This window comes from Nocardioides sp. Iso805N, assembly GCF_000364605.1.
Classification (GTDB): Bacteria; Actinomycetota; Actinomycetes; order Propionibacteriales; family Nocardioidaceae; genus Nocardioides.
The window spans coordinates 54,633-75,862 of sequence record NZ_KB822579.1 but is presented as its reverse complement, the minus strand read 5'-3'; the positions used below and the strand labels follow the sequence as shown (position 1 = coordinate 75,862).

Annotated in this window: 22 protein-coding genes and 2 tRNA genes; 9 read left to right on the top strand and 15 right to left on the bottom strand. The window is 71.5% G+C overall.

The annotated features are described in order from the left end of the window. The first annotated feature begins 80 nt into the window (after positions 1–80). The 4 genes from H036_RS0112345 to H036_RS0112330 all read left to right on the top strand — a co-directional run bounded on the left by H036_RS0112345 (position 81) and on the right by H036_RS0112330 (position 1,431). Positions 81–668 (top strand): TetR/AcrR family transcriptional regulator, encoded by a 588-nt coding sequence (locus tag H036_RS0112345; RefSeq protein ID WP_232421856.1) that lies wholly within the window; start codon positions 81–83, stop codon positions 666–668. A 95-nt stretch (positions 669–763) separates the two neighbouring features. Beyond that, entirely contained in the window at positions 764–1,201 is a 438-nt protein-coding gene (locus tag H036_RS0112340; RefSeq protein WP_157417332.1) for a hypothetical protein, read from the top strand. A 50-nt stretch (positions 1,202–1,251) separates the two neighbouring features. Beyond that, positions 1,252–1,327, top strand: a tRNA-Gly gene (locus H036_RS0112335). 29 nt (positions 1,328–1,356) lie between these two features. Beyond that, positions 1,357–1,431 (top strand) — tRNA-Val (locus H036_RS0112330). A 26-nt stretch (positions 1,432–1,457) separates the two neighbouring features. Here H036_RS0112330 and H036_RS0112325 read toward each other — a convergent pair. Further along, a complete protein-coding gene (locus H036_RS0112325; protein ID WP_020485879.1) occupies positions 1,458–4,442 on the bottom strand; it encodes a right-handed parallel beta-helix repeat-containing protein in 2,985 nt (994 codons plus the stop codon). 7 nt (positions 4,443–4,449) lie between these two features. Here H036_RS0112325 and H036_RS24445 point away from each other — a divergent pair, with 7 nt between their 5' ends. Next, complete coding sequence (locus H036_RS24445; protein ID WP_157417330.1) at positions 4,450–4,827, top strand: hypothetical protein; 378 nt, start codon at positions 4,450–4,452, stop codon at positions 4,825–4,827. Between the two features lie 212 nt (positions 4,828–5,039). Here H036_RS24445 and H036_RS24440 read toward each other — a convergent pair whose 3' ends face one another. The 14 genes from H036_RS24440 to H036_RS0112250 all read right to left on the bottom strand — a co-directional run bounded on the left by H036_RS24440 (position 5,040) and on the right by H036_RS0112250 (position 18,383). Continuing rightward, the gene (locus H036_RS24440) at positions 5,040–5,909 is read right to left on the bottom strand and encodes a glycosyltransferase family 2 protein (RefSeq protein ID WP_017935092.1); all 870 of its coding nucleotides are present in this window, start codon (positions 5,907–5,909) and stop codon (positions 5,040–5,042) included. Between the two features lie 112 nt (positions 5,910–6,021). Next, the gene (locus H036_RS0112310; RefSeq protein ID WP_017935091.1) at positions 6,022–6,807 is read right to left on the bottom strand and encodes a glucosamine-6-phosphate deaminase; all 786 of its coding nucleotides are present in this window, start codon (positions 6,805–6,807) and stop codon (positions 6,022–6,024) included. Next, the gene (gene nagA / locus H036_RS22735; protein WP_081615539.1) at positions 6,808–8,043 is read right to left on the bottom strand and encodes an N-acetylglucosamine-6-phosphate deacetylase; all 1,236 of its coding nucleotides are present in this window, start codon (positions 8,041–8,043) and stop codon (positions 6,808–6,810) included. Continuing rightward, complete coding sequence (locus H036_RS0112300) at positions 8,043–8,948, bottom strand: ROK family protein (RefSeq protein ID WP_232421855.1); 906 nt, start codon at positions 8,946–8,948, stop codon at positions 8,043–8,045. Before H036_RS0112300 ends, nagA begins: the two co-directional genes overlap by 1 nt. Then, a complete protein-coding gene (locus H036_RS22725) occupies positions 8,945–10,384 on the bottom strand; it encodes a glycoside hydrolase family 3 N-terminal domain-containing protein (protein ID WP_017935087.1) in 1,440 nt (479 codons plus the stop codon). The genes H036_RS0112300 and H036_RS22725 overlap by 4 nt, the downstream gene beginning before the upstream one ends. Then, positions 10,381–11,265: a carbohydrate ABC transporter permease gene (locus tag H036_RS0112290; RefSeq protein ID WP_017935086.1), complete on the bottom strand. Its 885-nt coding sequence runs from the start codon at positions 11,263–11,265 to the stop codon at positions 10,381–10,383. Before H036_RS0112290 ends, H036_RS22725 begins: the two co-directional genes overlap by 4 nt. Continuing rightward, positions 11,262–12,251 (bottom strand): carbohydrate ABC transporter permease, encoded by a 990-nt coding sequence (locus H036_RS0112285; RefSeq protein WP_017935085.1) that lies wholly within the window; start codon positions 12,249–12,251, stop codon positions 11,262–11,264. The genes H036_RS0112290 and H036_RS0112285 overlap by 4 nt, the downstream gene beginning before the upstream one ends. Before the next feature lie 24 nt (positions 12,252–12,275). Then, on the bottom strand, positions 12,276–13,619 hold the full coding sequence (locus H036_RS0112280; protein WP_036488285.1) for an extracellular solute-binding protein: 1,344 nt from the start codon (positions 13,617–13,619) through the stop codon (positions 12,276–12,278). An 83-nt stretch (positions 13,620–13,702) separates the two neighbouring features. Next, entirely contained in the window at positions 13,703–14,833 is a 1,131-nt protein-coding gene (locus H036_RS0112275; protein WP_017935083.1) for an ROK family transcriptional regulator, read from the bottom strand. Positions 14,834–14,961: 128 nt separating this feature from the next. Beyond that, entirely contained in the window at positions 14,962–16,323 is a 1,362-nt protein-coding gene (locus H036_RS22720) for an amidase family protein (protein WP_017935082.1), read from the bottom strand. Then, entirely contained in the window at positions 16,320–17,345 is a 1,026-nt protein-coding gene (locus tag H036_RS0112265; RefSeq protein ID WP_017935081.1) for a GGDEF domain-containing protein, read from the bottom strand. Before H036_RS0112265 ends, H036_RS22720 begins: the two co-directional genes overlap by 4 nt. Positions 17,346–17,417: 72 nt before the next feature. After that, positions 17,418–17,657, bottom strand: coding sequence for a hypothetical protein (locus tag H036_RS22715; protein ID WP_017935080.1), 240 nt, complete (start codon positions 17,655–17,657; stop codon positions 17,418–17,420). Positions 17,658–17,712: 55 nt separating this feature from the next. After that, the gene (locus tag H036_RS0112255) at positions 17,713–18,147 is read right to left on the bottom strand and encodes a hypothetical protein (protein WP_017935079.1); all 435 of its coding nucleotides are present in this window, start codon (positions 18,145–18,147) and stop codon (positions 17,713–17,715) included. Then, positions 18,144–18,383, bottom strand: a complete 240-nt coding sequence (locus tag H036_RS0112250) for a hypothetical protein (protein ID WP_017935078.1) — start codon at positions 18,381–18,383, stop codon at positions 18,144–18,146. The genes H036_RS0112255 and H036_RS0112250 overlap by 4 nt, the downstream gene beginning before the upstream one ends. Before the next feature lie 99 nt (positions 18,384–18,482). Between H036_RS0112250 and H036_RS25715 the strand changes: the two genes are divergently transcribed. From H036_RS25715 to H036_RS0112230, 4 genes are all read left to right on the top strand, one after another. Next, entirely contained in the window at positions 18,483–19,001 is a 519-nt protein-coding gene (locus H036_RS25715) for a hypothetical protein (protein WP_017935077.1), read from the top strand. Beyond that, positions 19,001–19,480, top strand: a complete 480-nt coding sequence (locus H036_RS0112240) for a DUF421 domain-containing protein (RefSeq protein WP_017935076.1) — start codon at positions 19,001–19,003, stop codon at positions 19,478–19,480. The genes H036_RS25715 and H036_RS0112240 overlap by 1 nt, the downstream gene beginning before the upstream one ends. Positions 19,481–19,517: 37 nt before the next feature. Further along, positions 19,518–20,372, top strand: coding sequence for a sulfurtransferase (locus H036_RS0112235; protein WP_017935075.1), 855 nt, complete (start codon positions 19,518–19,520; stop codon positions 20,370–20,372). 104 nt (positions 20,373–20,476) lie between these two features. After that, entirely contained in the window at positions 20,477–21,196 is a 720-nt protein-coding gene (locus tag H036_RS0112230; protein WP_017935074.1) for a YcnI family copper-binding membrane protein, read from the top strand. Positions 21,197–21,230: the final 34 nt, after the last annotated feature.

Sequence of the window (21,230 nt, the reverse complement as noted above, 5' to 3'; positions counted from 1 at the left end):
TCACGTCACCGGTTAGAGTCAAGGCCTCGGACGAAAAAACTTCGGCGATCACCCAGAAGATGACCCAGAAAGGCGGGCCGGTGCCACGCCACAACCGACGGATGGAGCGCCCGCGCGAGCAGGTCCTCACCACCGCGCTGGAGATGGTGGCCGAGCACGGCCTGGGCAAGCTCACGATCGCCGCACTGGCCGCACGCCTGGAGACCAGCGGCGGACACCTGCTCTACTACTTCAAGACCCGCGACGGGCTGCTCCTGGAGATGTTGCGCTGGAGCGAGGCCGCATACGCCGAGCAGCGCGCCCCGGTGCTCGAGAAGGCAGCAGCCACGGGGAGCGACCAGGCCGATCCAGGAGCCGTCGCAGCCTTCGCCGACGTCTATCTGGCGATCGACCAGAAGGACCCGCGCTGGCAGCTGTGGCTCGAGCTGTGGGCGAGGGCGCCGTACCATCCCGAGCTGGCCGCGGCCCAGCGCGAGATCGACGCCGACTGGCACACCGACCTCATGCAGTTGCTGCGGCACGCGATGCCCGGACTCGCCGACGTCGAAGGCACCTCCGAGCGGCTGCGCGCGATGTGGGACGGCCTGAGTGTCGGCATCGTCACCGGCGGTGGCACCACGCTCCGCTCGGCAGCGCTCGACCACACCGTCGCACTGCTCGGCCACTAGCACTCCCCTGCCGGCGCTCCCCCTGCGACCGGGCGGGAGCGGCGGGCAGGAGCAGTGAGCCGATGCCCTTGAGGCGCCTCCGAAAGACGATTAGCGTGGTGGTGTTCGTGCAGCGCCTCCTCATCTCGAAGTGGACGCCCATGGCCGTTGTCGGATCCACCCACGGCGATCTCTCCCATGCGGAGCGCCTCGACGCGACCCGGAGCCTCTTGGACCTCGCGGCCGCCACACTCGACCCGGACCTTCGCCGTACGGTCCTGGGCGAGGTCGCCGCGCTCAACGCCGAGGACGCCCTCGCGATCGTCACCGCGCTCCACCGGCACCAGCATCCGCAGGCGGCCGACGACCCCGCGCTGCTCACCTTCGCCCTGGAGGCCTACGTCGACGCGGTGCTCGCCCTCGACCCTTGCCCCGAGCTCGACGTCCTCCCCCGGGTCATGCCCGCCTTGCGGGAGGCGGTCATCCAGTTCAACCGCGACCTGGTCGCTCGTCACGACGCCCCCGGAGTTGGCGGGCGTTCGGGCCTCCGCTAACGTTCTCGTCGTCGCCACGGCACCGGTTGAAACCGGCGCTGCGGAGTCATGCGGACGTAGCTCAGTTGGTAGAGCGCAACCTTGCCAAGGTTGAGGTCGCGAGTTCGAGCCTCGTCGTCCGCTCCATATCTCAGCCCGGCCCTCGGGCCGTGCCAGGACGATTGGCGCAGCGGTAGCGCGCTTCCTTGACACGGAAGAGGTCACTGGTTCAAACCCAGTATCGTCCACCAGCGGTCGCGCCGACACATGGCTTCGGTCAGCTGCGGCCACCGCGCTGGCGTCGCAGACCCCATGCCGTCGCGCCCACCCCGCCGCAGACCATGCAGAATCCCAGGATCGTCCAGGTGAGCAGGCCCGCCGGAGCACCGGTCCCGGGGAGTATTCCGTCGCTCTCACCGGACAACTCGTCGGCGGATGGCGTCCCCGAAGGCACCCACACCCCCGGAGACGGATGCGCTCCGCCCGGCGGCAGCGTCGACGGCGGAAGAGGAACGACGTCGCCGCTCGCGGAGATGGACCAGAACCCCTGGGCGTCGTTGTCCGTGGGTGACTCGTCGGTGTCCGTGTCGAGGGTGGGCACCACGAGCGGGCTGCGGTGCTCGACGATGACGTCGACGTACCCGTCGCCGTCGAGGTCTGTCGCGTGACTGCGGCCGAGCGGGGCGACGTAGGCGACGTTCTTCATCACCGTCCCGGGCGCTACGCCGCCAGAGATCCGCACGCGCACCGTGATGCGCGGGCCACTTCGGCCCTTGCCCAACGCGTCGGTGGCGGTCGCGACACGGCCGTTGAAGCGGTAGCCGGCTCCGCTCACCGACACCAGCTCGGCTCCCTGAGGGAGCAACTGCGTGACAGTCCATCCCGCTGGCGCTGACCGCAGCCCGTCGTTGCGAGGGATGAGGGTCCAGGTGAGCGTGTCGCCGGCCGAGAGTGCCACGTTCATCTGCTCGGCGAGCGCGAGCTCGATGCAGTTGGTGGGGTAGAGGACCCTGGCGACGGTGAGCGCGTCGATGCGGGCACCGCCGCCGTCGTAGACGAGGTCGCCGTCGCGGTAGCCGGTCGGCAGGCACGGTGAGCCCCAGTCGTTGGGGTCGTCGTAGTTGCGGGCGTCCACAGCGACGGACGGCCCGACGGGGGCTCCCCGGACTGCTCGGGCCGCCCCCTCCGAGCCGACCAGGGCGTTCGGGAAGGTGCGGATCGCGACCGAATCGGCCGGGAAGGTGTTTCCGACGACCAGCACGGCGTCCTGGAGGGTACGGCGGGTCGCATCCGGGGTCGAGTCGTCAGGCGAGCCGACCTTGATCCACGTGCCGCCTCCACGGAAGACGTTGTCACGGACGACGACCCCGGATGAGGAGTAGGAGCCGGGCACCGCCGCGTCCTCGTGCAGGGGTCGCACCATGATGGCGGCCTCACCCGGTTCGGAGTCGGCCTGGCGAACGGTGTTGTGGGCGATGGTGACGTCGTGCGCCGGGGCCATCGAGACGGCGTACCGCTGACCGGCGACGGTGTTGCGGGTGAAGGTGACATCGGTGGTGCCGGTATTCAGGTTCACCCCGAGGGTGTTGCCTGTCATGGTGTTGTCGCTCAGCGTGATGTCGTGGCTCGGGCCGCCACCGCTGGGGTGGACGCTGAAGGATCCTGCGCCGGCGTTGTCGGTGAAGACCGAGTCGGTGACCTCGACGTCGCCGGAGCTGCGTGCGTACACGCCGAACTCGACGACATCGGCGACCTGAGCATCGGTGATGGTCACACCGTCGGACGAGGAGAGGTAGAACCCGTACGAGCCGCCTCTCAGGGTCGAGTGGTCGACGGTGGCATCGGTGGAGTCGTAGGCGCGGAAGATGGACGAGCCGGACGTCGAGCTCGGACCCTCGTGCCCTGTGACGCGGAGGTCGGTGACACGAGTACCGGACGACTGGTGCACGACGACGCCGGGACCGGTGACGTCTGCATCGACGTGGGTGATGTGGGCGTTCGTGGTGCCGAGCAGGTAGATGCCGGTCGAGGAGTTCGCGACACCTGTCACGTCGATGTTCGTCAGCACGAAGTCGGCTCGCGGCAACGAACCCGCTGGTATCGAGGACTGCGAGCCGATGCCGTACCCGAACCCGCGGATGGTCGCGTCGGACACCGAGACCCGGCCGGCGTTCACCGTGTTGATGCCGGTGCTGCCGGCCACGCCGGTGCCGGTGACCTGGGGGTCGGTGACGACGGACCCCTGGGTGGAGCCGAGGGTGATGCCCCCGAGGGACACGTCGGTGACGACCGGACTGATGATGCGTGGCCCCTGACCGGTGCCGGCGACGTTCGCGGCCACACCGGTGGCGAAGTGGCTGACGTGGATCCGGTCCAGGATCACCGAAGCGGACTTGTACAGGTTGATACCCGTCGACTGCGCCAGGTCGGTACCCGAGACCGTCGGGGTCGTGACGGTGGCCCCGGTGGTGGAGCCCAGGGAGATGCCTTCGCTCCGCGCGCCGGTGATGACGGCGTCGGTGATGCTCGGGCCTGCAGCCGTGCTGGTGAGGGTGGCGCCGATGCTGCGGGTGAACCCACTGACATGCACGGAGGTGAGCGTGGCGGCACTCGAGTTCGCCAGGTCCACACCGGTGCCGGTGGCGCCGCCGAAAACGGTGACCCGGGAGACGACCGGCGACGTGGTCGCGCCGAGACCGATGCCGGCCAACGCCGCGGAGATCGAACCATCCGTGACCGAGATGCCCGCAGCGGTCGATGTCGCGGTCACGCCCACACCGGTGGCGACGCCGGAGATGACGGGGTTGGTGATGGTGGCCGACCCCGTCGTCATGTTGATGCCGAACGACGAGGCCTGGTCGCCGCCGTCCATGGTGAAGTCGCTGATGGTCACCCCGGTGGCGGCCGCGGCGAGCTGGATGCCGGTGGGTCGCAGGACTCCGTTGGGGTTGACGACCTTCAGGCCGGCGATGCTCGAGCCGGCGGTGTTCACGGTCACGACCGCACCGGTGGCCGAGACGCCGAAGGTGACGTCTCCGGTCGCGGACAGGCCGGCGCCGGACACGGTGAACTGGCCGAACAACGTCGAAGGTGCGGTGGTCGCGAGCTGAACGTTGCGAGGCACTGTCAGCCGCGTGGAGAACACGTAGTCGTTGGGGTCGAAGGACACCGTCTGGTTGGCTGGCGCGGCATTCAGGGCCGCCTGCAGCGTCAGCAGTCCGGTGTCGGGCGGCCGGGCGGCCGGGGTCCCGACCCACGCCATCCGGACGGTGTCCGCCGCTGGCACGAGGGCGTTCGGAGACGCGACCGCTGCCGCTACCGCCGGGCCCTTCGCTTGCTGCACGAGTGGGGTCGGGACGTTCGTCGCCGCGGAGGACGGTGAGGGCGACGGCGACGGCTGGTACGGCGAGGTCGACGGAACCGCTGGCGACTCCGACGCTGATGCACTGGGTGATGTGCTGCGAGAGGCTGAAGCACTCGGCGAGGTGCTCGGTGACGTACTCGGCGAGGTGCTCGGTGAGGTGCTCGGTGACGTGCTGGGCTGGGCTGCGGTGGTCTGTTCGGTCGCGGCGGTCGCGTATGCAGGAGCCGTGAGGGCCACCAACCCGACCACCGCCAGGGCGGCACTGCCTACCGCGACCCGATGATCGCGAGTCGCAACGCGGACGAATCTGACAAGTGGCAGCACACCGCCTCCCGAGCGGGCGTGCCCGAAACTCGGAACCGGCCTCGAGGCAACGCCACTCGTCACTATGCCTCAGCGCAACGCCACCCGCCAGAGCCACACCGGCCGACGGCTCGCTGACCGTAGCGTTCGGGCCGCCGCACTGGTGGGCTCCTGGGCCCGGTGCTCCCCCGCTCAGTCCGCTAGCAGCCGCTCGGTCAACGGGCGGACGTGCTGCTCCCCCGCGCCCTGCTCGACCAGCTCGGCGACCAGGTCCCAGACCTCGTCGACCTGGCCGTGACGCAAGCCGTCCCAGGCCAGGAAGTCGGTGGCCCAGACCCAGGCTGCGGCACCCGGCCCGGCCAGGTCACGCACCCGGCTCAGCGTCGCGGCGCCATCGGCCCGCAGCCCGGCCGCGAGCTCGGTCCGGCCGAGATCGAGCAGGGCGGCGATCCGGCGATCGGCGGGCTCGTCCTGCGCTGTCAGCTCGGCCACCTCGGCGCGGGCCAGGGCCAGGTTCCGCTCGACCTTCCGGGCGAAGGCCGCAGGGTCGACGTACCCGGTGTGCACCAGCGTCAACGCACGCTCGGGAAGCTGCGCGACCTCGAGCCGGGCACCCTCGCGTGCGACCACCTCCTCGTGCACCCGGCCCTGCCACTGCGCCGCGCTGCGGCGGAACAGGCGCAGCGCCCGGTGCGGCATCGCGCCGCGCGGGTTGGGTCCCTCGATGCGGAAGGCCACCCCGACCGCTTGCGCGGTGATCTCTGTCAGGAGCTCGCGCAGTGCCGTCGGATCTCCCTCGGGCCGCTCGTCGGCGTCGAGGCTGAGGATCCAGTCGTGCTCGCACGCCGCCGTCGCAGCGTTGCGGGCTGCGGCGAAGTCGTCACTCCACGGCACCTCGACGACCCGCGCGCCGGCCCGCCGGGCCAGCTGGGCGGTCCCGTCGGTGGAGCCGGTGTCGGCCACCACCACCTCGTCGACGTACGGCGCGATCGCGGTGATGCACGCCGCGATCTCGACAGCCTCGTCCCGCACGATCAGACAGGCGGAGAGCGGAGCGGCCATGATGCGAACGGTAGTGGGCGAGCGATGGCAGCGAAGGGGTAGTCCGGGGCGGAAATCAGGCCTACCCACCAGTAACGCCTGATTTCCGCCCCGGACTACCCCTTCACCTCGTTCAGTGCCGCTGCCACACCGGCTTGGCGGCGTACACCTCCGCGTAGTAGTCCAGCCTCTCCAGCCGAGCCGCGGCAGCCGCATCGACGAGAACGGTCGCGTGCGGGTGCAGCTGCAGCACCGAGGCCGGGCAGGAGGCCGAGACAGGCCCCTCGACGGCGGCGGCGACAGCGGCGGCCTTGCCCGCGCCGGTGGCGATCAGGACCAGGTGCCGAGCTCGCAGGATCGTGCCGATGCCCTGGGTGAGGACGTGCATCGGCACCTCGTCGGGTGAGCCGAAGAAGCGCGCGTTGTCGCGCCGGGTCTGCTCGGTCAGCGTCTTGATCCGGGTCGGCGAGCCGAGCGAGGAGCCCTGCTCGTTGAACGCCAGGTGGCCGTTGGTCCCGATGCCGAGGACCTGCAGGGCGACACCGCCCGTCGCGGCGATCGCCGCCTCGTAGCGCTCCCCCGCGGTCGGCAGACCCGCCTCGGCCGGGTCGGGTCCGTGCACCCGCGCCGGGTCGATCCCGAGCGGGTCGGTCAGCTCGCGGCGGATGGTGGCCAGATAGCTCTGCTCATGACCCGCAGGCAGGCCGACGTACTCGTCCAGGTTGAACGTCGTCACCCCGCCCCACGCCGGGCCCTCACCGCGCTGGTGGCGAGCGATGAGCTCCTGGTAGGTCGCTAGCGGCGTCGATCCCGTCGCCAGGCCGAGGACAGCGTCCGGTCGGCGCCGGACCAGCTCCTCGACGATGTCGGCACCGACACGGGCGACCTCGTCGGCCGAGGTCAGCGGTACGAGCTCCATTCACTGCTCCCTGAGGTGGACGAGGCGCCCGGCGACGACGGTCGCCACCACCTCGAGATCGTCGTCGACCAGAGTCACGTCTCCGCGGGCGCCCGGCGCGAGGTGGCCGCGGTCGGGCCAGCCGAGCAGCGCCGCGGGTACGGCGGTGCACGTCGCCACCACCTGTGCCAGCGACGCGTCGGTAGCCGCACGGATCACCCGCAGGCACTGCGGCAGGCTTGCGGCCGAACCCGCCAGCGTCCCGTCGCCGAGCCGCACCGTGCCGTCCGCCACCACCACGTCCTGCTCGCCCAGCACGGCGGCGCCGTCCGGCATGCCCAGCGCGGCCGTCGTGTCGGTCACCGTCAGGAAGCGACCGCTGGGCTGCAGCGCGCGCCACGCCGTACGGATCATGAACGGGTCGAGGTGGTGCCCGTCCGCGATCACGCCCGCGGTCAGCGCGTCTCCGCCCAGAGCGTGTCCGACCGGGCCGGCCTCGCGGGCGAGCAGCGGCGGCATCGCGTTGCCCAGGTGGGTCACTACGCGCGCGCCGGCGACGACGGCCGCCGTCACCTGCGCCGTGGTCGCCTCGGTGTGCCCGACGCTCACCACCACACCACGCGCGACGAGCGCCTCGATCACCCGCAGCGCACCCGGGAGCTCCGGCGCGATGGTCACCATCAGAACCCCGGCCTCCCGCGACCAGCACTCGACCAGGTCGAGCGACGGCGCCGCCAGCCACTGGGGCGGGTGCGCGCCCTTGCGCGGCTCGGCGATCATCGGGCCCTCGAAGTGCAGCCCGAGCGGTACGGCGCCGCACCACCCGCTGGGCGGTCCGGCCGCCAGCACGGCCAGGGCTTGCTCGCGGGCCGGGGGCGCGGAGGTGATGATCGTCGGCACGAAGGCCGTCACGCCGTACCGAGCAAGGCCTGCGGCGACGTCCCACAGTCGAGTGGGGTCGGCCGTCAGGTCGTGCCCGACGGCGCCGTTGACCTGGGCATCGATGAGCCCCGGCAGCACCGTCAGGCCGGTCGCGTCGAGCGTCTCCGGCTCGTCGCGGCCCGCCGGACCGGGGCCTTCGGCGACGACACCGTCGACGATGACACCGTCGGCGATGACCAGCTCGACCGGCTCGCCGGCCGCGTCGCGGGCGCCCGTGATCCGAAGCGACCCCTGCCGGGGTAGTCCGGGGCGCAGATCAGGCCTACCAGCCAGTAACCCCTGATTTACGCCCCGGACTACCCCACCAGAGCCCATCACGACTTCCGCCCCAGCAGCGCAGCACCGAGCGCCGCGATCGGCACACCGGTGGGCACCACCTGCACCCTGCCGGGCAGGTCGAGGGAGGCCAGGAACGGCGAGCTCTCCGCCTGTCGGGCCAGCGCGGCCGAGACCGCCAACCGCAGCGGCTCGCCGAGTGCCGCCACCCCGCCGCCGATCACGATCGCCCGCGGGTCGACGGCCAGTGCGATGACCCGGACAGCGTCGGCCACACCGGCGGCGAACCTGTCGCGCACCTGGATCGCGCACTCGTCCCCGCCCGCGGCTGCCGCGAACAGCGCCTGCGCCGGCGGCTGGTCGGCCGACGGCCAGGCGGCGGCCAGCGCCGACCCGGAGGCGACCAGCTCCAGGCAGCCGCGCTGGCCGCAGGAGCACTGGGCTCCGTTCGGGTCGACGGGCAGGTGCCCGATCTCGCCGGCGGCACCGTGGAAGCCCCGGCGCAGCACCCCGCCGAGCACCATGCCGGCCGCCAGCCCGGTCCCGAGGGACACGTAGGCGACGTCGTCAGCGCCCGCGATCAGGTGGGCGCCGAGGGTGGCGGCGTTGACGTCGTTCTCCACCATCACCGAGGTCCCGAGCCGGTCGGCGAGCATCTCGCCCAGCGGCACCCAGTCACCGTTCAAACCGAGGTTGACGGCGTACTTGACCGTGCCTCGGTCCGGATCCACCAGCCCAGGTACGCCGACGCCCACCGGGCCGGGCACGCCGGCCGAGGCCAGTGCCGCGACGACGGCCGCAGCACTGCGCACCACGCCGTCCGGCCCGAGCTGGGTCGGCTCACGGTGCTCGGCCAGGATCGCGCCGTCGGCGTCGACGGCCACGCCGTGCACCTTGGTCGCGCCGATGTCCAGACCCACCGAGATCAGCTCAGTGGCGCTCACCGGCGCCACCCCGCCTCGCGCAGCAGCGCCGCGACGGCCTGAGCACCGGGGAGCGAGTAGCCACGCGGGCAGATCCGCGGCAGCGTCCCGTCGTACGGGCCGGGCCAGCCCCACTCGACCAGCACCGCCGGGGCGTCGATCGTCGACAGGAACGCGAGCACGTCCGGTCGGCGGTGCGCGTCCCGCACCTGCACCACCAGCGGTCCGGCCGGGACGGCGTCGGTCGGTCGGAGGATCGCATCGGGCTCCAGACCCCATGGCACCTCGCCGACAGCGATGTTCGCCGGCGTGCTGATGCTGATCACCCGTGCGCCGGCCAGGTCGGGCAGCTCGCCCTCGACGATCAGCGCGGCCCGGGCGCCGTCGACCTGCGCGGCCTCATCCCGAGATGGAGCACGAGAGGCATCGGCACCGGCCGCCGCGGCCCGCGGCAGCGCGCCGATCCGGCGTACGGCCTGCTCCAGGTCCGCCTGCGCCAGCTGGCCGTCCTCGACGGCCGCCACGATGGCATCGCGGATCTCGTGGATCAGCGCGGCCGGCTTGTCCGGGCCGATGCAGAGGAAGTCCGCTCCGGCCGCCAGCGACAGTACGGCGGCGGCAGGGATCCCGCGGGTCGCTGACGCACCGGCCATGTCGAGCGCGTCCGAGACGATCACGCCGTCGAAGCACAGGCGCTCGCGTAGCAGCGCCAGCACCGGCGCCGACAGCGTGCCCGGCAGGGTCGGGTCGAGCGAGGGCACGACGATGTGCGAGGTCATCACCGCAGCGGTGCCCGCCTTGACCGCGGCCTCGAACGGCACCAGCTCACGAGCGCCGATCACCTCCAGCGGGGCGTCCAGAACCGGCAGCGCGAGATGGCTGTCCTCGCCGGTGTCACCGTGACCCGGGAAGTGCTTCACGCAGGCGCCGATACCACCGTCCTGCAGGCCCTCGACCCATGCCACCACGTGCTCGGCGGCGCGATGCGGCTCGGCGGCGAAGGAGCGGGTGCCGATCACCGGGTTGTCGGGGTTGGAGTTCACGTCCGCGATCGGGCCCAGGTCGAGGTCGATGCCCGCCGCGACCAGGTCGCCGGCCACAGCGGCGCCGGTGGCACGCGTCAGGTCCAGCGATCCGGCGGCGCCGAGTGCAGCGGCACCGAGCACCGGGGACCCGGTCAGCGCGTGCAGCCGGGTGACGTCACCGCCCTCCTCGTCGGTGCTGATCACCACCTGCGGACCGGCGGCACGGATCGCGTCGGTCAGGGTGCGCACCTCGGCGATCGGGGCGGCGCCGATGTTGGAGCCGAACAAGCAGATCCCGCCCAGGCCCTCGGCCAGCAGCGTGGCGTAGTCGTCGGGCAGCGTGGGGCCCTCGAAGGAGGCCATCAGCACGCCGAGGGCGAGCCGCTCCAGCGCCGTCGGCGAGGCCGGCGACGCGGGGGTCGTCGTACTCATCCCTTCACCGCCCCCGAGGACAGACCCGCCACCAGGTTGCGCTGGATCGCGAGGAAGAAGATCACGACCGGCAGCGAGAACAGCACCGATGCCGCCATCTGCCCGCCGTAGTTGGTGCCCGTGGCAGGCGTCGAGAAGGACGCCAGCCAGACCGGGAGGGTGTACATCGATTGGTCCTTCATGAACGTGTAGGCGATGAGGTAGTCGTTCCAGGCGTAGACGAACGCGAAGATGCTCGTCGCGATCACGCCCGGGGCGACCAGGGGGAAGAGGATGCGGAACAGGATGTTGGCGGTCGAGGCGCCGTCGACCATGGCGGCCTCCTCGAGCTCGTAGGGCAGCGCCAGGAAGAAGCCGCGCATCACCCAGATCGAGAACGGCAGTACGGCGGCCACGTAGGCGAGCACCAGGCCCAGGTAGTGGTCGAGCAGACCCATCTTGTTGAAGACCAGGAACATCGGGATCAGCAGCGCGGCGCTGGGCAGCATCTGGACCGCAAGGATCACGACCAGGATGGCGCGCCGCCCGCGGAAGCGGAAACGGGAGAGCGCCGCCGCGGCGAAGATGCCAAGCGCGATCGCCACCACGAGGGTGCCGGAGACGACGATCAGGCTGTTGCGCAGGTCGCCCAGGAAGTGCGACTGGGTGATCGCGGCCTTGAAATTCGTCAGGGTGAAGTGCCGCGGCAGGAACTGCGGGGTCGGCGTGGTGACGTCGTACGGCGGCTTGAACGCCGTGTTCACCATCCAGTAGACCGGGAAGATCCACACCAGGCAGAACAGCACCGCCAAGGTGTTGGCGACGATCCGGCCGCTGGTCGGACGAGGGGCGCGGTTGACGCGGTTGGCGTGGGGCGCGCGGGCGGCGCGGGTCCGGCTCACAGCTCCTCCCCCGTCCGGACCAGGCTGCGCACGTAGAACGCGGTCAGCCCCAGCAGCAGCAGCGTCGTCACGACGGCGATAGCCGAGCCGACGCCGAAGTGGAAGCTCACGAAGGCGTTGCGGTAGGCGTAGACCCCCAGCGTCGAGGTGGCGCCGTCCGGGCCGCCCTTGGAGATGAGCCAGATCTGGTTGAACACGTTGAAGTCCCAGATGATCGACAAGATGGTGACGAGCAGCAGCGTCGGGCGCAGGAAGTGCACGGTGATCGTCCAGTAGACCCGCCACTCACTGGCGCCGTCCATGCGGGCGGCCTCGTAGTAGGCCGGGTCCACCTGGCTCTGCGCGGCGTGCAGCGTCAGCGCCACGAACGGCACCGCCTGCCACACGATCAGCATCCAGATGCAGACGAACGCGAGCCCGGGCCGGTCGGCCCAGTTGGTGTCGGTGACGTCGCCGAAGAGATGGGTCTGGGTGAGCAGCCAGTTGCCGACGCCGTAGCCCGGCTGGAAGAGCCAGCCCCAGACCATCGACGAGGCGACGTTGGGCATCGCCCAGGCACAGATGAGCACGAACGTGAGGGCCAGCCGCATCACGCGGCCGACCTTGCCGATCAGCTGAGCCACGCCCATGCCGAGCAGGACGCTGCCACCCACCATGGCCGCCGTGAAGCCGACGGTGCGGGCGAAGGACTTCCAGAAGCTGGGGTCGGTGAGGATGTCGCGGTACTGCTGCAGCCCGACGACGTCGTACTCGCCGGTGAACAGCATCCGCTGACCGGCGTCGGTGAACGACATCCAGATCAGGTAGCCGATGGGGACGATGGTGAGGGCGATGATGACCAGTCCGGCCGGCGAGAGCAGGAGCAGAGGGGCCAGGCCCGAGCGCTTGACGCCCCGGCCGCCCCGCTGCCGCCGTGGCCGCCGCGGTGGTGCCGCGGCGGCCACGGGCTCTCCGACCGCGACGGTGGTCGCGGTGGGTGAGCTCATAGCGAGAGAGTCGATCCGTTCTGATCAGCCGTTGTTGTTGAGCACCTGGTTGAGGTGATCGTCGAAGCCCTTGGCGGCATCGGCCGGGCTCTTGGCGCCCGACGCGACGTCGGCGAAGAACTGCTCGACGGCACCGTCACCCTCGATGGTGGCCCAGTTGGCGGCCGCAGGGGTGGACTTCGAGTTCATGGCGGCGTCGAAGTAGGCCTGGTGAAGGGCGTCGGCCGTGCCCTTGACGGTGCCGATCTCCTCGGTGGTGACCGGGATCCAGCCCTGCTTGGCGATCGGGCCGGTCTGCATCGCCTCGCTGGCGGCGATCTTCACCCAGACCTCGGCCAGGTCCTGGTTCTTGCTCTTGGCGGCGACGCCCCAGTCGGAGCCCGCCAGCATCACCGGCTGGGCCTTGCCGGACTTGCCCGGGAACGGGAAGGTGCCGAGGTCGGCGTCGGTGATCTTGGGGTTGTCCTGCTCGATCACGCCGATCTCCCAGGCGTTGCCGACGACCGCGGAGGTCTTGCCCGCGGCGAAGATGTCCTTGTCCTGGTCGGGCTGACCGGTGCCGGTAGTGTTGATCGTGGCCGAGGCCTTGGTGGAGTAGGCGTTCTGGAAGGTCTTGAAGTCGTTGAGGCCCTGCTGCGCCTCGCTGCTCTCCAGGCCGCCCTTCCAGGTGTCGCCGTCCTTGGTGGCGATGTCGCCGCCCGCGTCCCAGACCCACTGCAGGCCGTCGTACCAGTAGCGCCCCGGCAGGTAGAACGGCGAGAAGTCCTTCTGGCTGCCGAACTTCGCCTTGACCTTGTCGAGGTCGGCGGTGAGCTCGTCGTACGTCGTCGGCGCGGCGGTGATGCCCGCCTGGTCCCACATCGACTTGTTGTAGATGACGGTGCGGGTCGCGGCGAAGGCCGGGACGCCGTACAGCTTGCCGTCCACGGTGGCCGGGCCGGCGAGGCCGTCGAGCCAGGTGCCGCCCTGCTGCAGCTGGCTCTTCGCGTCGGTGAGGTCCGCGAGGCCGCCGCTGTTGGCGAAGAGCGGGACGTCGGTGTTGCCGAGTTCGACCACGTCCGGCGTGCCATCGGTCGCCAGCGCGGTGGTCACCTTGGTGGCGATGTCGGCCCACTGCTGGGTCTGCACCTTCACCTGGGCGCCGGTCTCCTTGGTGAACTCGTCGTTGATCGCCTTCATGGTGTCGTCGCTCAGGTCACCCTGCATGTTCCACACGGTGATCGTCTTGCCGGCGCCCTTGACGGCGGACAAGTCATTCGACTTGCCGCTGTCGGAGGCGTCGGAGGAGCTCCCACTGCCACAGGCGGTGAGGGCAACTGCGGTCGCGATGCCGAGGGCACCGGCCACGAGGGTGCGTGTCTTACGCAACGTGTCTCCTTGGGTGTTTTCGCGGGGTGCCCGCGTGGGGCCCGGGGCGGTCGCCCCGGGGAACTCGTGGTGGCGGCGTCCCATCAGGACACCCCCAGCTCACCGGCGAGGACGAGGACCGCAGCGCCGAGCAGGACGACGTCGTCGCCGAGCGTGCTGGTGCGGACGACGAGGCCCTCGCCGGAGACCGGCATGGTGTACTCACGGATGACCCGGTCGGTGGCGGCCAGCAGCGCGCCGTCGAGCAGCTCGCTCGGGCCGGAGAGGACCAGCTCGTGGAGGTTGAGCGCGCCGACGACGGGCGCCAGGACCCGGCCGAGCTGCTCTCCCACGGCCGTGCGCACCGCGTCCGGGTCCGCGGCCTCCGCCAGGCGTGGTCGCAGGTGTGGTACGGCGACGACCGTCTCCAGGCAGCCCGTGCGGCCGCACGCGCACGGTGCGCCGTCGGGGTCGACCACGACGTGGCCGATCTCGCCGGCCGCGTTGCGGTGACCGTGCAGCAGGGCACCGTCGAGCACCAGGCCTGCACCGACACCGGTCCCGACCCGCAGCAGCATGAGGCCGCCCTCACCGGCATGGCCGTAGGTGTGCTCGCCGAGCACGGCCGTGTTGGCGTCGTTGGCGACGTAGACCGGGAGGCCGAAGGCCTCGTGCAGCCCCTCGGCGAGCGGCACGTGGTGCCAGCCCAGGTTGGGCGCGTCGACGACGGTGCCCGAGGGGTCGACGATGCCGGGGCTGCCGACGCCGATGCCGAGCACCCGGCGCTCGGCCCGGTCGAGCAGGCGACGGGCGAGGGTGTGCACCAGCGCGAGGGCCGCGTCGCCCTTGGCGCCTCCCAGCGACTGCTGGTCGCGGCTGCAGACCTCGCCGCTGAGGGTGAGCACGGCGCCGGTGACCTGGTCGTCGACGCTGAGGTCGAGGACCACGATCTGCAGCGCGTCGCCGCGCAGGCCGACCAGGATCGGCGGCTTGCCGATGCGGCTCTCGACCGGCGCACCGAGCTCGGCGACCAGCCCACCGTCGATCAGTTCGGCGACCAGGTCCGAGACCGTCACGCGCGTCAGTCCCGAGCTTCGTGCCAGGTCGGCACGGCTGCGCGGGCCCTCGGCGAAGAGCTCCTGGAGGATCAGCGCGCGGTGGTGCCGACGGGCGTCCTCCTGGAGGAGCTTGCCGCTGGGGCGCAGGGCGCGTCGGCGGGAGGTATCGGTGCTCACGTTTGTTAGTTCAGCGTACTTACTAATGATGTGTCAAGTGTCACATGGTGGATACGTGCCCGTGACGCTGCCGAAACAGAGCGTTCAGGTGGCGGCGCTGCCCAGGCGGCAAGCCGGTTGCCGGTGCCTCACAGCCCCAGCGAGGCAGCGATCCCGAGCAGCGGACCCTCGTCGTCGCCGACCCCCGAGAGCTGTACGCCGATCGGCAGTCCGTCGGCGGACTCGCCCGCGGGCACCGACATCGCCGGCAGTCCGGTGGTGTTCGCGAGCGTGGTGAAGGCGATCATCGGCAGGGAGCGCAGCAGCGCGCGGATGCTGCCGGCGCCGTCCAGCTGCCCGAGGGCGGGTGGCAGACATGCCAGGGTCGGGCTGAGGACCGCGTCGTACTCGCCGAAGCGGTCCTGGAACGAACGACGTGCCGCCTCGCCAAGCTCGACCGCCTTGCGCAGGATCGGACCGCCGGCCCAGGCGCCGAGCCGAGCGGTGTGCCGGGTGCGCAGCTCGAGCCGGTCGGGGTGCTCGACCAAGCCGACGCACTCGCGGATCGCGGCGAAGAACTGCGGCACGAACGCCGCCTGCACGTCCGGCCAGCGGCCGTCGACCGGGACAACCTCGTGACCCGCCGCGGCGAGCCGTGCGGCCGTGCGCTCGACAGCTGCCACCACCTGGGGGTCCACCCGGACCGGGCCGAGCGCCGGTCTGGTGAGCCATGCGATGCGGCGAGGACCGATGTCTGCCGCGGCCGTGGCGTAGGGCCGCGCCGGCGGCGGCGCCGACCAGCGGTCCACGGCGGTGACGCCGCTGATCACGTCGTAGACCAGCGCACTGTCTGCCACCGTGCGGGTCAAGGGTCCGCCGGTGCCGAGCGTGCCCCACAGCGCGGCGTGCGGGGCCTGACTCACCCGGCCGCGGGCGGGCTTGAGCCCGATCAGGCCGCAGCAAGCGGAGGGGATCCGGATCGAGCCACCGCCGTCGCCGCCGATCGCGACAGGCACGCAGCCGGACGCGACCGCTGCCGCCGAGCCGCCGCTGCTGCCGCCGGTGCTGCGGTCGGGGTCCCACGGGTTGCGGGTCGCGCCGTACGCGACCGACTCGGTGAACGGGAACTGGCCGAACTCGGGCATCGCCGTGATGCCCACGATCACCGCGCCGGCGGCGCGCAGCCGCCGCACGAGCTCGGCATCCGACTGGACCGGTGTGCTGTTGCCGCGGCCGCCGAAGGTCGTGACGAAGCCTGCCACGTCCAGCTCGGCCTTGACGGCGACCGGTACGCCGGCGAGCGGCCCGCGCTGCTCCAGCGGCAGGGCATCGATCGCCTCGGCGGCGGCCAGGGCCTCCTCGGCGAGCACCAGCGTGAAGGCGTTGAGCCTCGGCTCGACCTCGGCGATCCTGGTCAGCGCCGCCGCCACCGCGGCGCGGGCGGTGCCACGGCCCGCACGCACCTCGGCGGCGATGTCGGTCGCGGTGCGGCCGCGCGCGACCAGGCTCATCGCCTTCCTCCCTGCGCCACACGGTGGCCGGGCACCTTGACGGCATACATCGCCGCGTCGGCTCGGTCCAAGAGCCCATCCGGCGTGTCGGAAGGCTCGGCGAGCGCCAGCCCGATCGCGGCGCCGACCGAGACCGCGACGCCGTCGTCCAGCACGATCGGCGGCGCGAGCCGCTCGGTGATCCGCGCGGCGATGGCGCTGAGTCGATCGTGGATGTGCGCGGCGGTGGGCTCCTGCACCAGCACAGCGAACTCGTCGCCGCCCAACCGGGCCACCAGCTCGGTCTCGCGGACGCTGCCCAAAAGCCGCCCCGCGACGGCACGCAGGACCGCATCACCGGCGTGGTGGCCGTAGGTGTCGTTGACCGGCTTGAAGCCGTTGAGGTCGAGGTAGAGCACACCGGGGCGACCCACGCCCTGACCGTAGAGGCCCAGCGCGCGCCGCAGCGCCTCGGCGAACGCCGCTCGATTGCGCAGCGACGTCAGCGGGTCCGTCACCGCCGCCTGCGCGACGGTGCCGATGGTCTGGCGCAGCTCCAGGATCCGCGCGGTCGTGGCGGCCAGGTCGGCCAGGCGATCCATCTGGGTCTTCGAGAGCTGGCCGGGCTCCTCGGCGAAGGCGCACAGCGAGCCGACGACGTACCCCGAGGCGATCACGACCGGCGCCGAGGCATAGAGCCTGACCGAGGCCAGCTGCCCGGTGACGAACGGGTTCTCGGAGAAGACGGCATCGTGCGAGGCGTCCGGCGTGTAGGTGACCCCGGGCTGGAGGATGCTCCAGCCGCACATCGAGTCGTCGCGAGACGCCTCCCCGCGCTTCACCCCGTACGCCGCAGCCTGCCACTGGCGGTCCTCGTCGATCAGGTTGACCGCCGCAGAGGGCACGCCGCAGACGTAGGTGGCGACGCGGATCACCGCTTCGAGGTCCTCGTCCTCGGGGCTGTCGAGGACGCCAAGTGCCCGCAGCGCGGCGACGCGCTCCGCATCATCGGCAGGGCGGGGCCAGCGCTTCACGTCGTCCACGCCGCCATCCTGCCGCAGGGCCATGACCGCGCGGTGGCGCAGAGCTGTGAAACGCTGCGCGCGGGGAGGACCTCAGCCCTTCCCGGTGGCGCGCTGGACGGTGTCCTGCACGGTGTCCTGCAGACCGTGTGCCGCCTGGCCGACCTTGGCCTCGGCGACGTCGCGGGCCTGGTTCACCTTCCGCTGCGTCCGGGGGTCGCGCCACAGCGACTGCGCCTTCTCCACCATCTGGTCGTAGCGTTCGCGGCCGGCGCGGGCGCCGATGACGTACCCGATGCCGATCCCGGCCAGCAGGGTGAGCTTTCCTGACATGTCTTGCTCCTCGTGATCTCGACGATGACGTCTGCGGCCGCGAGGGCCGCTTGGGCTACAGCTCGTCCGGTGTGGCTTCGTGCCCGCCCCGGCCGTGGGTACGCCGGTCCTCCTTCATCTGCGCCTCGTACAGGTGGCGGCGACCCTCGGCGAGCTGATCGCGGGCCGCCCGCTCGAGGTCTTTGAAGGTCGCGTAATAGCCGTCGTCGTACTCCTCGACGATCTGGAAGCTCCAGCGGCCCGGGACGACGTTGCGGCCGACCAGCTCGGTCGCGATTCTCTCGGCCAGCTCCGTCCGGCCGGCGGCACGCAGCATGTCCACCGCCTCGCCGAGGGTGAGGTCGGCGGTCCCGGACAGGCGGTGGAAGGCGTAGAGGTGCCCGCGCGCCACCTCCACCGCCTCCAGCGCCTCGGAGAGCTTGCCGAGCGCGTCGACGGTGGCGTCGTCGAGTCCTTCGGGGCGGCGGTGCGCCGCGTCGGGTCCGCTCATGCCGAGAGCACGTCTGCCGCAGAGACTGCGCCGTGCCGCGACTCGATCGCATCGGCGAGCCTGGCCACGTCCTCACCCGGCACGTCGACGCCCACCTCGCCGAAGCCCTTGCGTAGCTCGTCGGCGACGGTGCCCTCGGTGGCACCGTCCTGCCAGGACGTCACCCGGTCGACGACCGCCTGGATCGCCTCGAGCTTCTCGGTGCCGTTTGCCTCGTTGGTGGGTCGCTCGGTCACTGCTTGTCCTGCCTCTCGGGTGGGTCGGCGGTGTGCCTCCCCTTGCAAGTACCCACAGCGACGTACGTGCAAAATGCCCGAGGGGGTACCTGCCGTGCCGTGGAAGTACCGAACTCGACCCTCGACGGCATCGCCAGCGAGGCGCGCGCCAGGCTCGCGGCCTGGGGCCGCCGCGGCTTCGTCCTTGTCCTGCTGCTCATCGTCATCGCCGGGCTGTGCGGCTTCCTCGGGATGCAGAAGCGCACGACATCGGCGAGCGGCGGTGGCTATCACCTCGAGCTGACCTACCCGCACATCGCCCGCAGCGGACTCGACGTGCCCTGGCAGCTGACCATCACCCGCCGGGGCGGCTTCGACGGACCGGTGGTGGTGGAGGCGACCGCGAGCTACTTCGACATCTTCGAGTCCCAGGGCGTCTCGCCGGAGCCGTCGAAGGAGACCCGGGACGGGCAGTGGTGGCAGATGACCTTCGACAAGCCCCAGGGTGACACCCTGGTCGTCGCGTTCGACATCTACGTCCAGCCCGCCAGCCAGGTCGGACGCAGCGGTACGGCGCGCGTCCTCGACCACGGCTCGCCTGCGGCGAGCGTCGACTTCACGACGAGGCTGGTGCCCTGATGGAGATCGTGCTGCGCGCGCTTGTCATCTACTGCTTCCTCTGGCTCGTCACCCGGGCCCTCGGACGTGCCACCCTGGGTGAGCTGAGCACCTTCCAGCTGCTCGTCTACGTCACCATGGGCGACCTGGTCCAGCAGGCCGTCACCCAGCAGGACTACTCGGTGACGGGCGGCGTCCTGGCGATCAGCACCTTCGCGCTGCTCACCGTCGCGATCGGGTGGGCGCAGTGGCGCTTCCCTCGGATCCGGCCGGTGACCTCGGGGCGGCCGGTGCTGGTCTGGCAGGACGGCCACCCCCTCGAGGAGACCATGCGCGACGAGACGCTCGCCCTCGCCGACGTCCTGGTCGCGGCCCGCGAGCAGGGCATCCGGACGACACGCGAGATCGAGTACGCGGTGCTCGAGGCCGACGGCAGGATCTCGTTCTTCACCTACAGCGGTCAGGACAGCGGCTCCCCCGAGACCGCGCCCCAGACGTGATGCCCGGCCGACGACCGCACCGCCTAGGCTCGGTGGCGTGGCCGTCCTGATCACCGCGACCGAGCTCGCCGCCGCCCTCGACTCCTCGACCCCGCCGGTCGTCCTCGACGTGCGCTGGCGGCTCACGGTCGCCGGCGGCGCCCGGTACGACGGGCACGCGGACTACCTGTCCGGGCACATCCCGGGCGCCGTCTTCGTGGACCTCGACACCGAGCTCGCCGGCCACGGCCCGGCGACCGAGGGCCGGCACCCGCTCCCGACGCCGACGGACTTCCAAGCGGCTGCACGGCGCTGGGGCGTCGAGGCCGACTCCGCCGTGGTCGTCCACGACGGCGAGGGGAACCTCGCCGCGGCACGCGCCTGGTGGCTGCTGCGCTGGGCCGGGCTGTCCGACGTACGACTGCTCGACGGGGCGCTCCCCGCCTGGGTCGCCGAGGGCCGCCCGTTGGACAACGGCGAGGTGGTGCCGGCGCCCGGGTCCTTCACCGTCACGCCGGGCAGCGTGCCGACCATCGATGCCGACACCGCGGCGACGTGGGCCTCGCAGGGCGGCGTGCTGATCGATGCCCGAGCCGCCGAGCGCTACCGCGGGGAGACCGAGCCGATCGACCCCAAGGCCGGTCACGTCCCCGGAGCTCTGAACGCCCCGACCGGTGGCAACCTCGCCGACGACGGCAGGTTCCGGTCACCGGCCGACCTGCTGGCTCGCTTCACCGCGCTGGGGGTCACCGACCAGACCCGGGTGGCGGCCTACTGCGGCTCCGGCGTCACCGCCGCCCACGAGGTGGCGGCGCTGGCCATCGCCGGCTTCGAGGCCGCGCTCTACCCCGGTTCGTGGTCACAGTGGAGCAACCAGGACCGGCCGGTCGCCACCGGGCCGTCGGCCGGCTGAGCCTCCGGACCCGACGTGACGCGGGTCGCACCGAACCGCCGGGAACCAGAACGTCATCGCACCTGACTGTTCGGACGAATGCTCGCTCACTCCCGATCGGGGACATGATGAACCGCACCTTCGCCGTACCTGCCGTCGCTGCCGCTGCGCTGACGGCCACGTTCGCCCTCGCAGGCGCCGCCAGCGCCCACGTGACGGTGAACCCGAACATGGCGACGGGTGGCTCCTACTCCAAGCTCACCTTTCGGGTGCCCACCGAGTCGGACACCGCCTCGACCAAGAAGGTCGTCGTCTACTTCCCCGAGGACCACCCGTTCGCCTCGGCCAGCGTCAAGCCGCACCCGGGCTGGAGCTTCACCGTCAAGGACCACAAGCTGAGCACGCCGATCACCAGCGACGACGGCCAGGTCACCGAGGCGGTGCAGAAGATCGTCTGGACCGCGACATCGGCGGCGAGCCAGATCAAGCCGGGCGAGTTCGACGAGTTCGATGTCTCGGTCGGTCCGCTGCCCAACTCCGGCACGGTGGTCTTCAAGGCGCTGCAGTACTACACCGACGGCTCCGTGGTGCGGTGGATCGAGCCCTCCGTCGCAGGTCAGGACGAGCCGGAGCACCCGGCCCCGGTGCTCTCGATCACGGCCGCGACCGCCGCTCCGAGTGCCGACGCCACGTCGGGGTCGGGCGCAACGGCCGATGCCACTCCCATGTCCGCGACCACCGACGACGACGGCGACTCGAAGGCACCGCTGGTGCTCTCGATCCTCGCCGTGGTGCTGGCGGCCGGCAGCCTCGCCCTTTCCGTGGTCCGCCGCAAGCGGTCGTAGGCTTGGCGCGGCCGGAACCCCGGCCGCTGCAGGA

What these genes read in the sequence shown, in the direction of transcription:
- H036_RS22720 (WP_017935082.1), bottom strand. Translation starts at nt 16,323, where the DNA reads ATGAGCCTGGTCGCGCGCGGCCGCACCGCGACCGACATCGCCGCCGAG.
- nagA (WP_081615539.1), bottom strand. Translation starts at nt 8,043, where the DNA reads ATGGGCTCTGGTGGGGTAGTCCGGGGCGTAAATCAGGGGTTACTGGCT.
- H036_RS22725 (WP_017935087.1), bottom strand. Translation starts at nt 10,384, where the DNA reads ATGAGTACGACGACCCCCGCGTCGCCGGCCTCGCCGACGGCGCTGGAG.
- H036_RS0112310 (WP_017935091.1), bottom strand. Translation starts at nt 6,807, where the DNA reads ATGGAGCTCGTACCGCTGACCTCGGCCGACGAGGTCGCCCGTGTCGGT.
- H036_RS0112325 (WP_020485879.1), bottom strand. Translation starts at nt 4,442, where the DNA reads ATGGCGTGGGTCGGGACCCCGGCCGCCCGGCCGCCCGACACCGGACTG.
- H036_RS24440 (WP_017935092.1), bottom strand. Translation starts at nt 5,909, where the DNA reads ATGGCCGCTCCGCTCTCCGCCTGTCTGATCGTGCGGGACGAGGCTGTC.
- H036_RS22715 (WP_017935080.1), bottom strand. Translation starts at nt 17,657, where the DNA reads ATGTCAGGAAAGCTCACCCTGCTGGCCGGGATCGGCATCGGGTACGTC.
- H036_RS0112240 (WP_017935076.1), top strand. Translation starts at nt 19,001, where the DNA reads ATGGAGATCGTGCTGCGCGCGCTTGTCATCTACTGCTTCCTCTGGCTC.
- H036_RS0112255 (WP_017935079.1), bottom strand. Translation starts at nt 18,147, where the DNA reads ATGAGCGGACCCGACGCGGCGCACCGCCGCCCCGAAGGACTCGACGAC.
- H036_RS0112230 (WP_017935074.1), top strand. Translation starts at nt 20,477, where the DNA reads ATGATGAACCGCACCTTCGCCGTACCTGCCGTCGCTGCCGCTGCGCTG.
- H036_RS0112285 (WP_017935085.1), bottom strand. Translation starts at nt 12,251, where the DNA reads ATGAGCTCACCCACCGCGACCACCGTCGCGGTCGGAGAGCCCGTGGCC.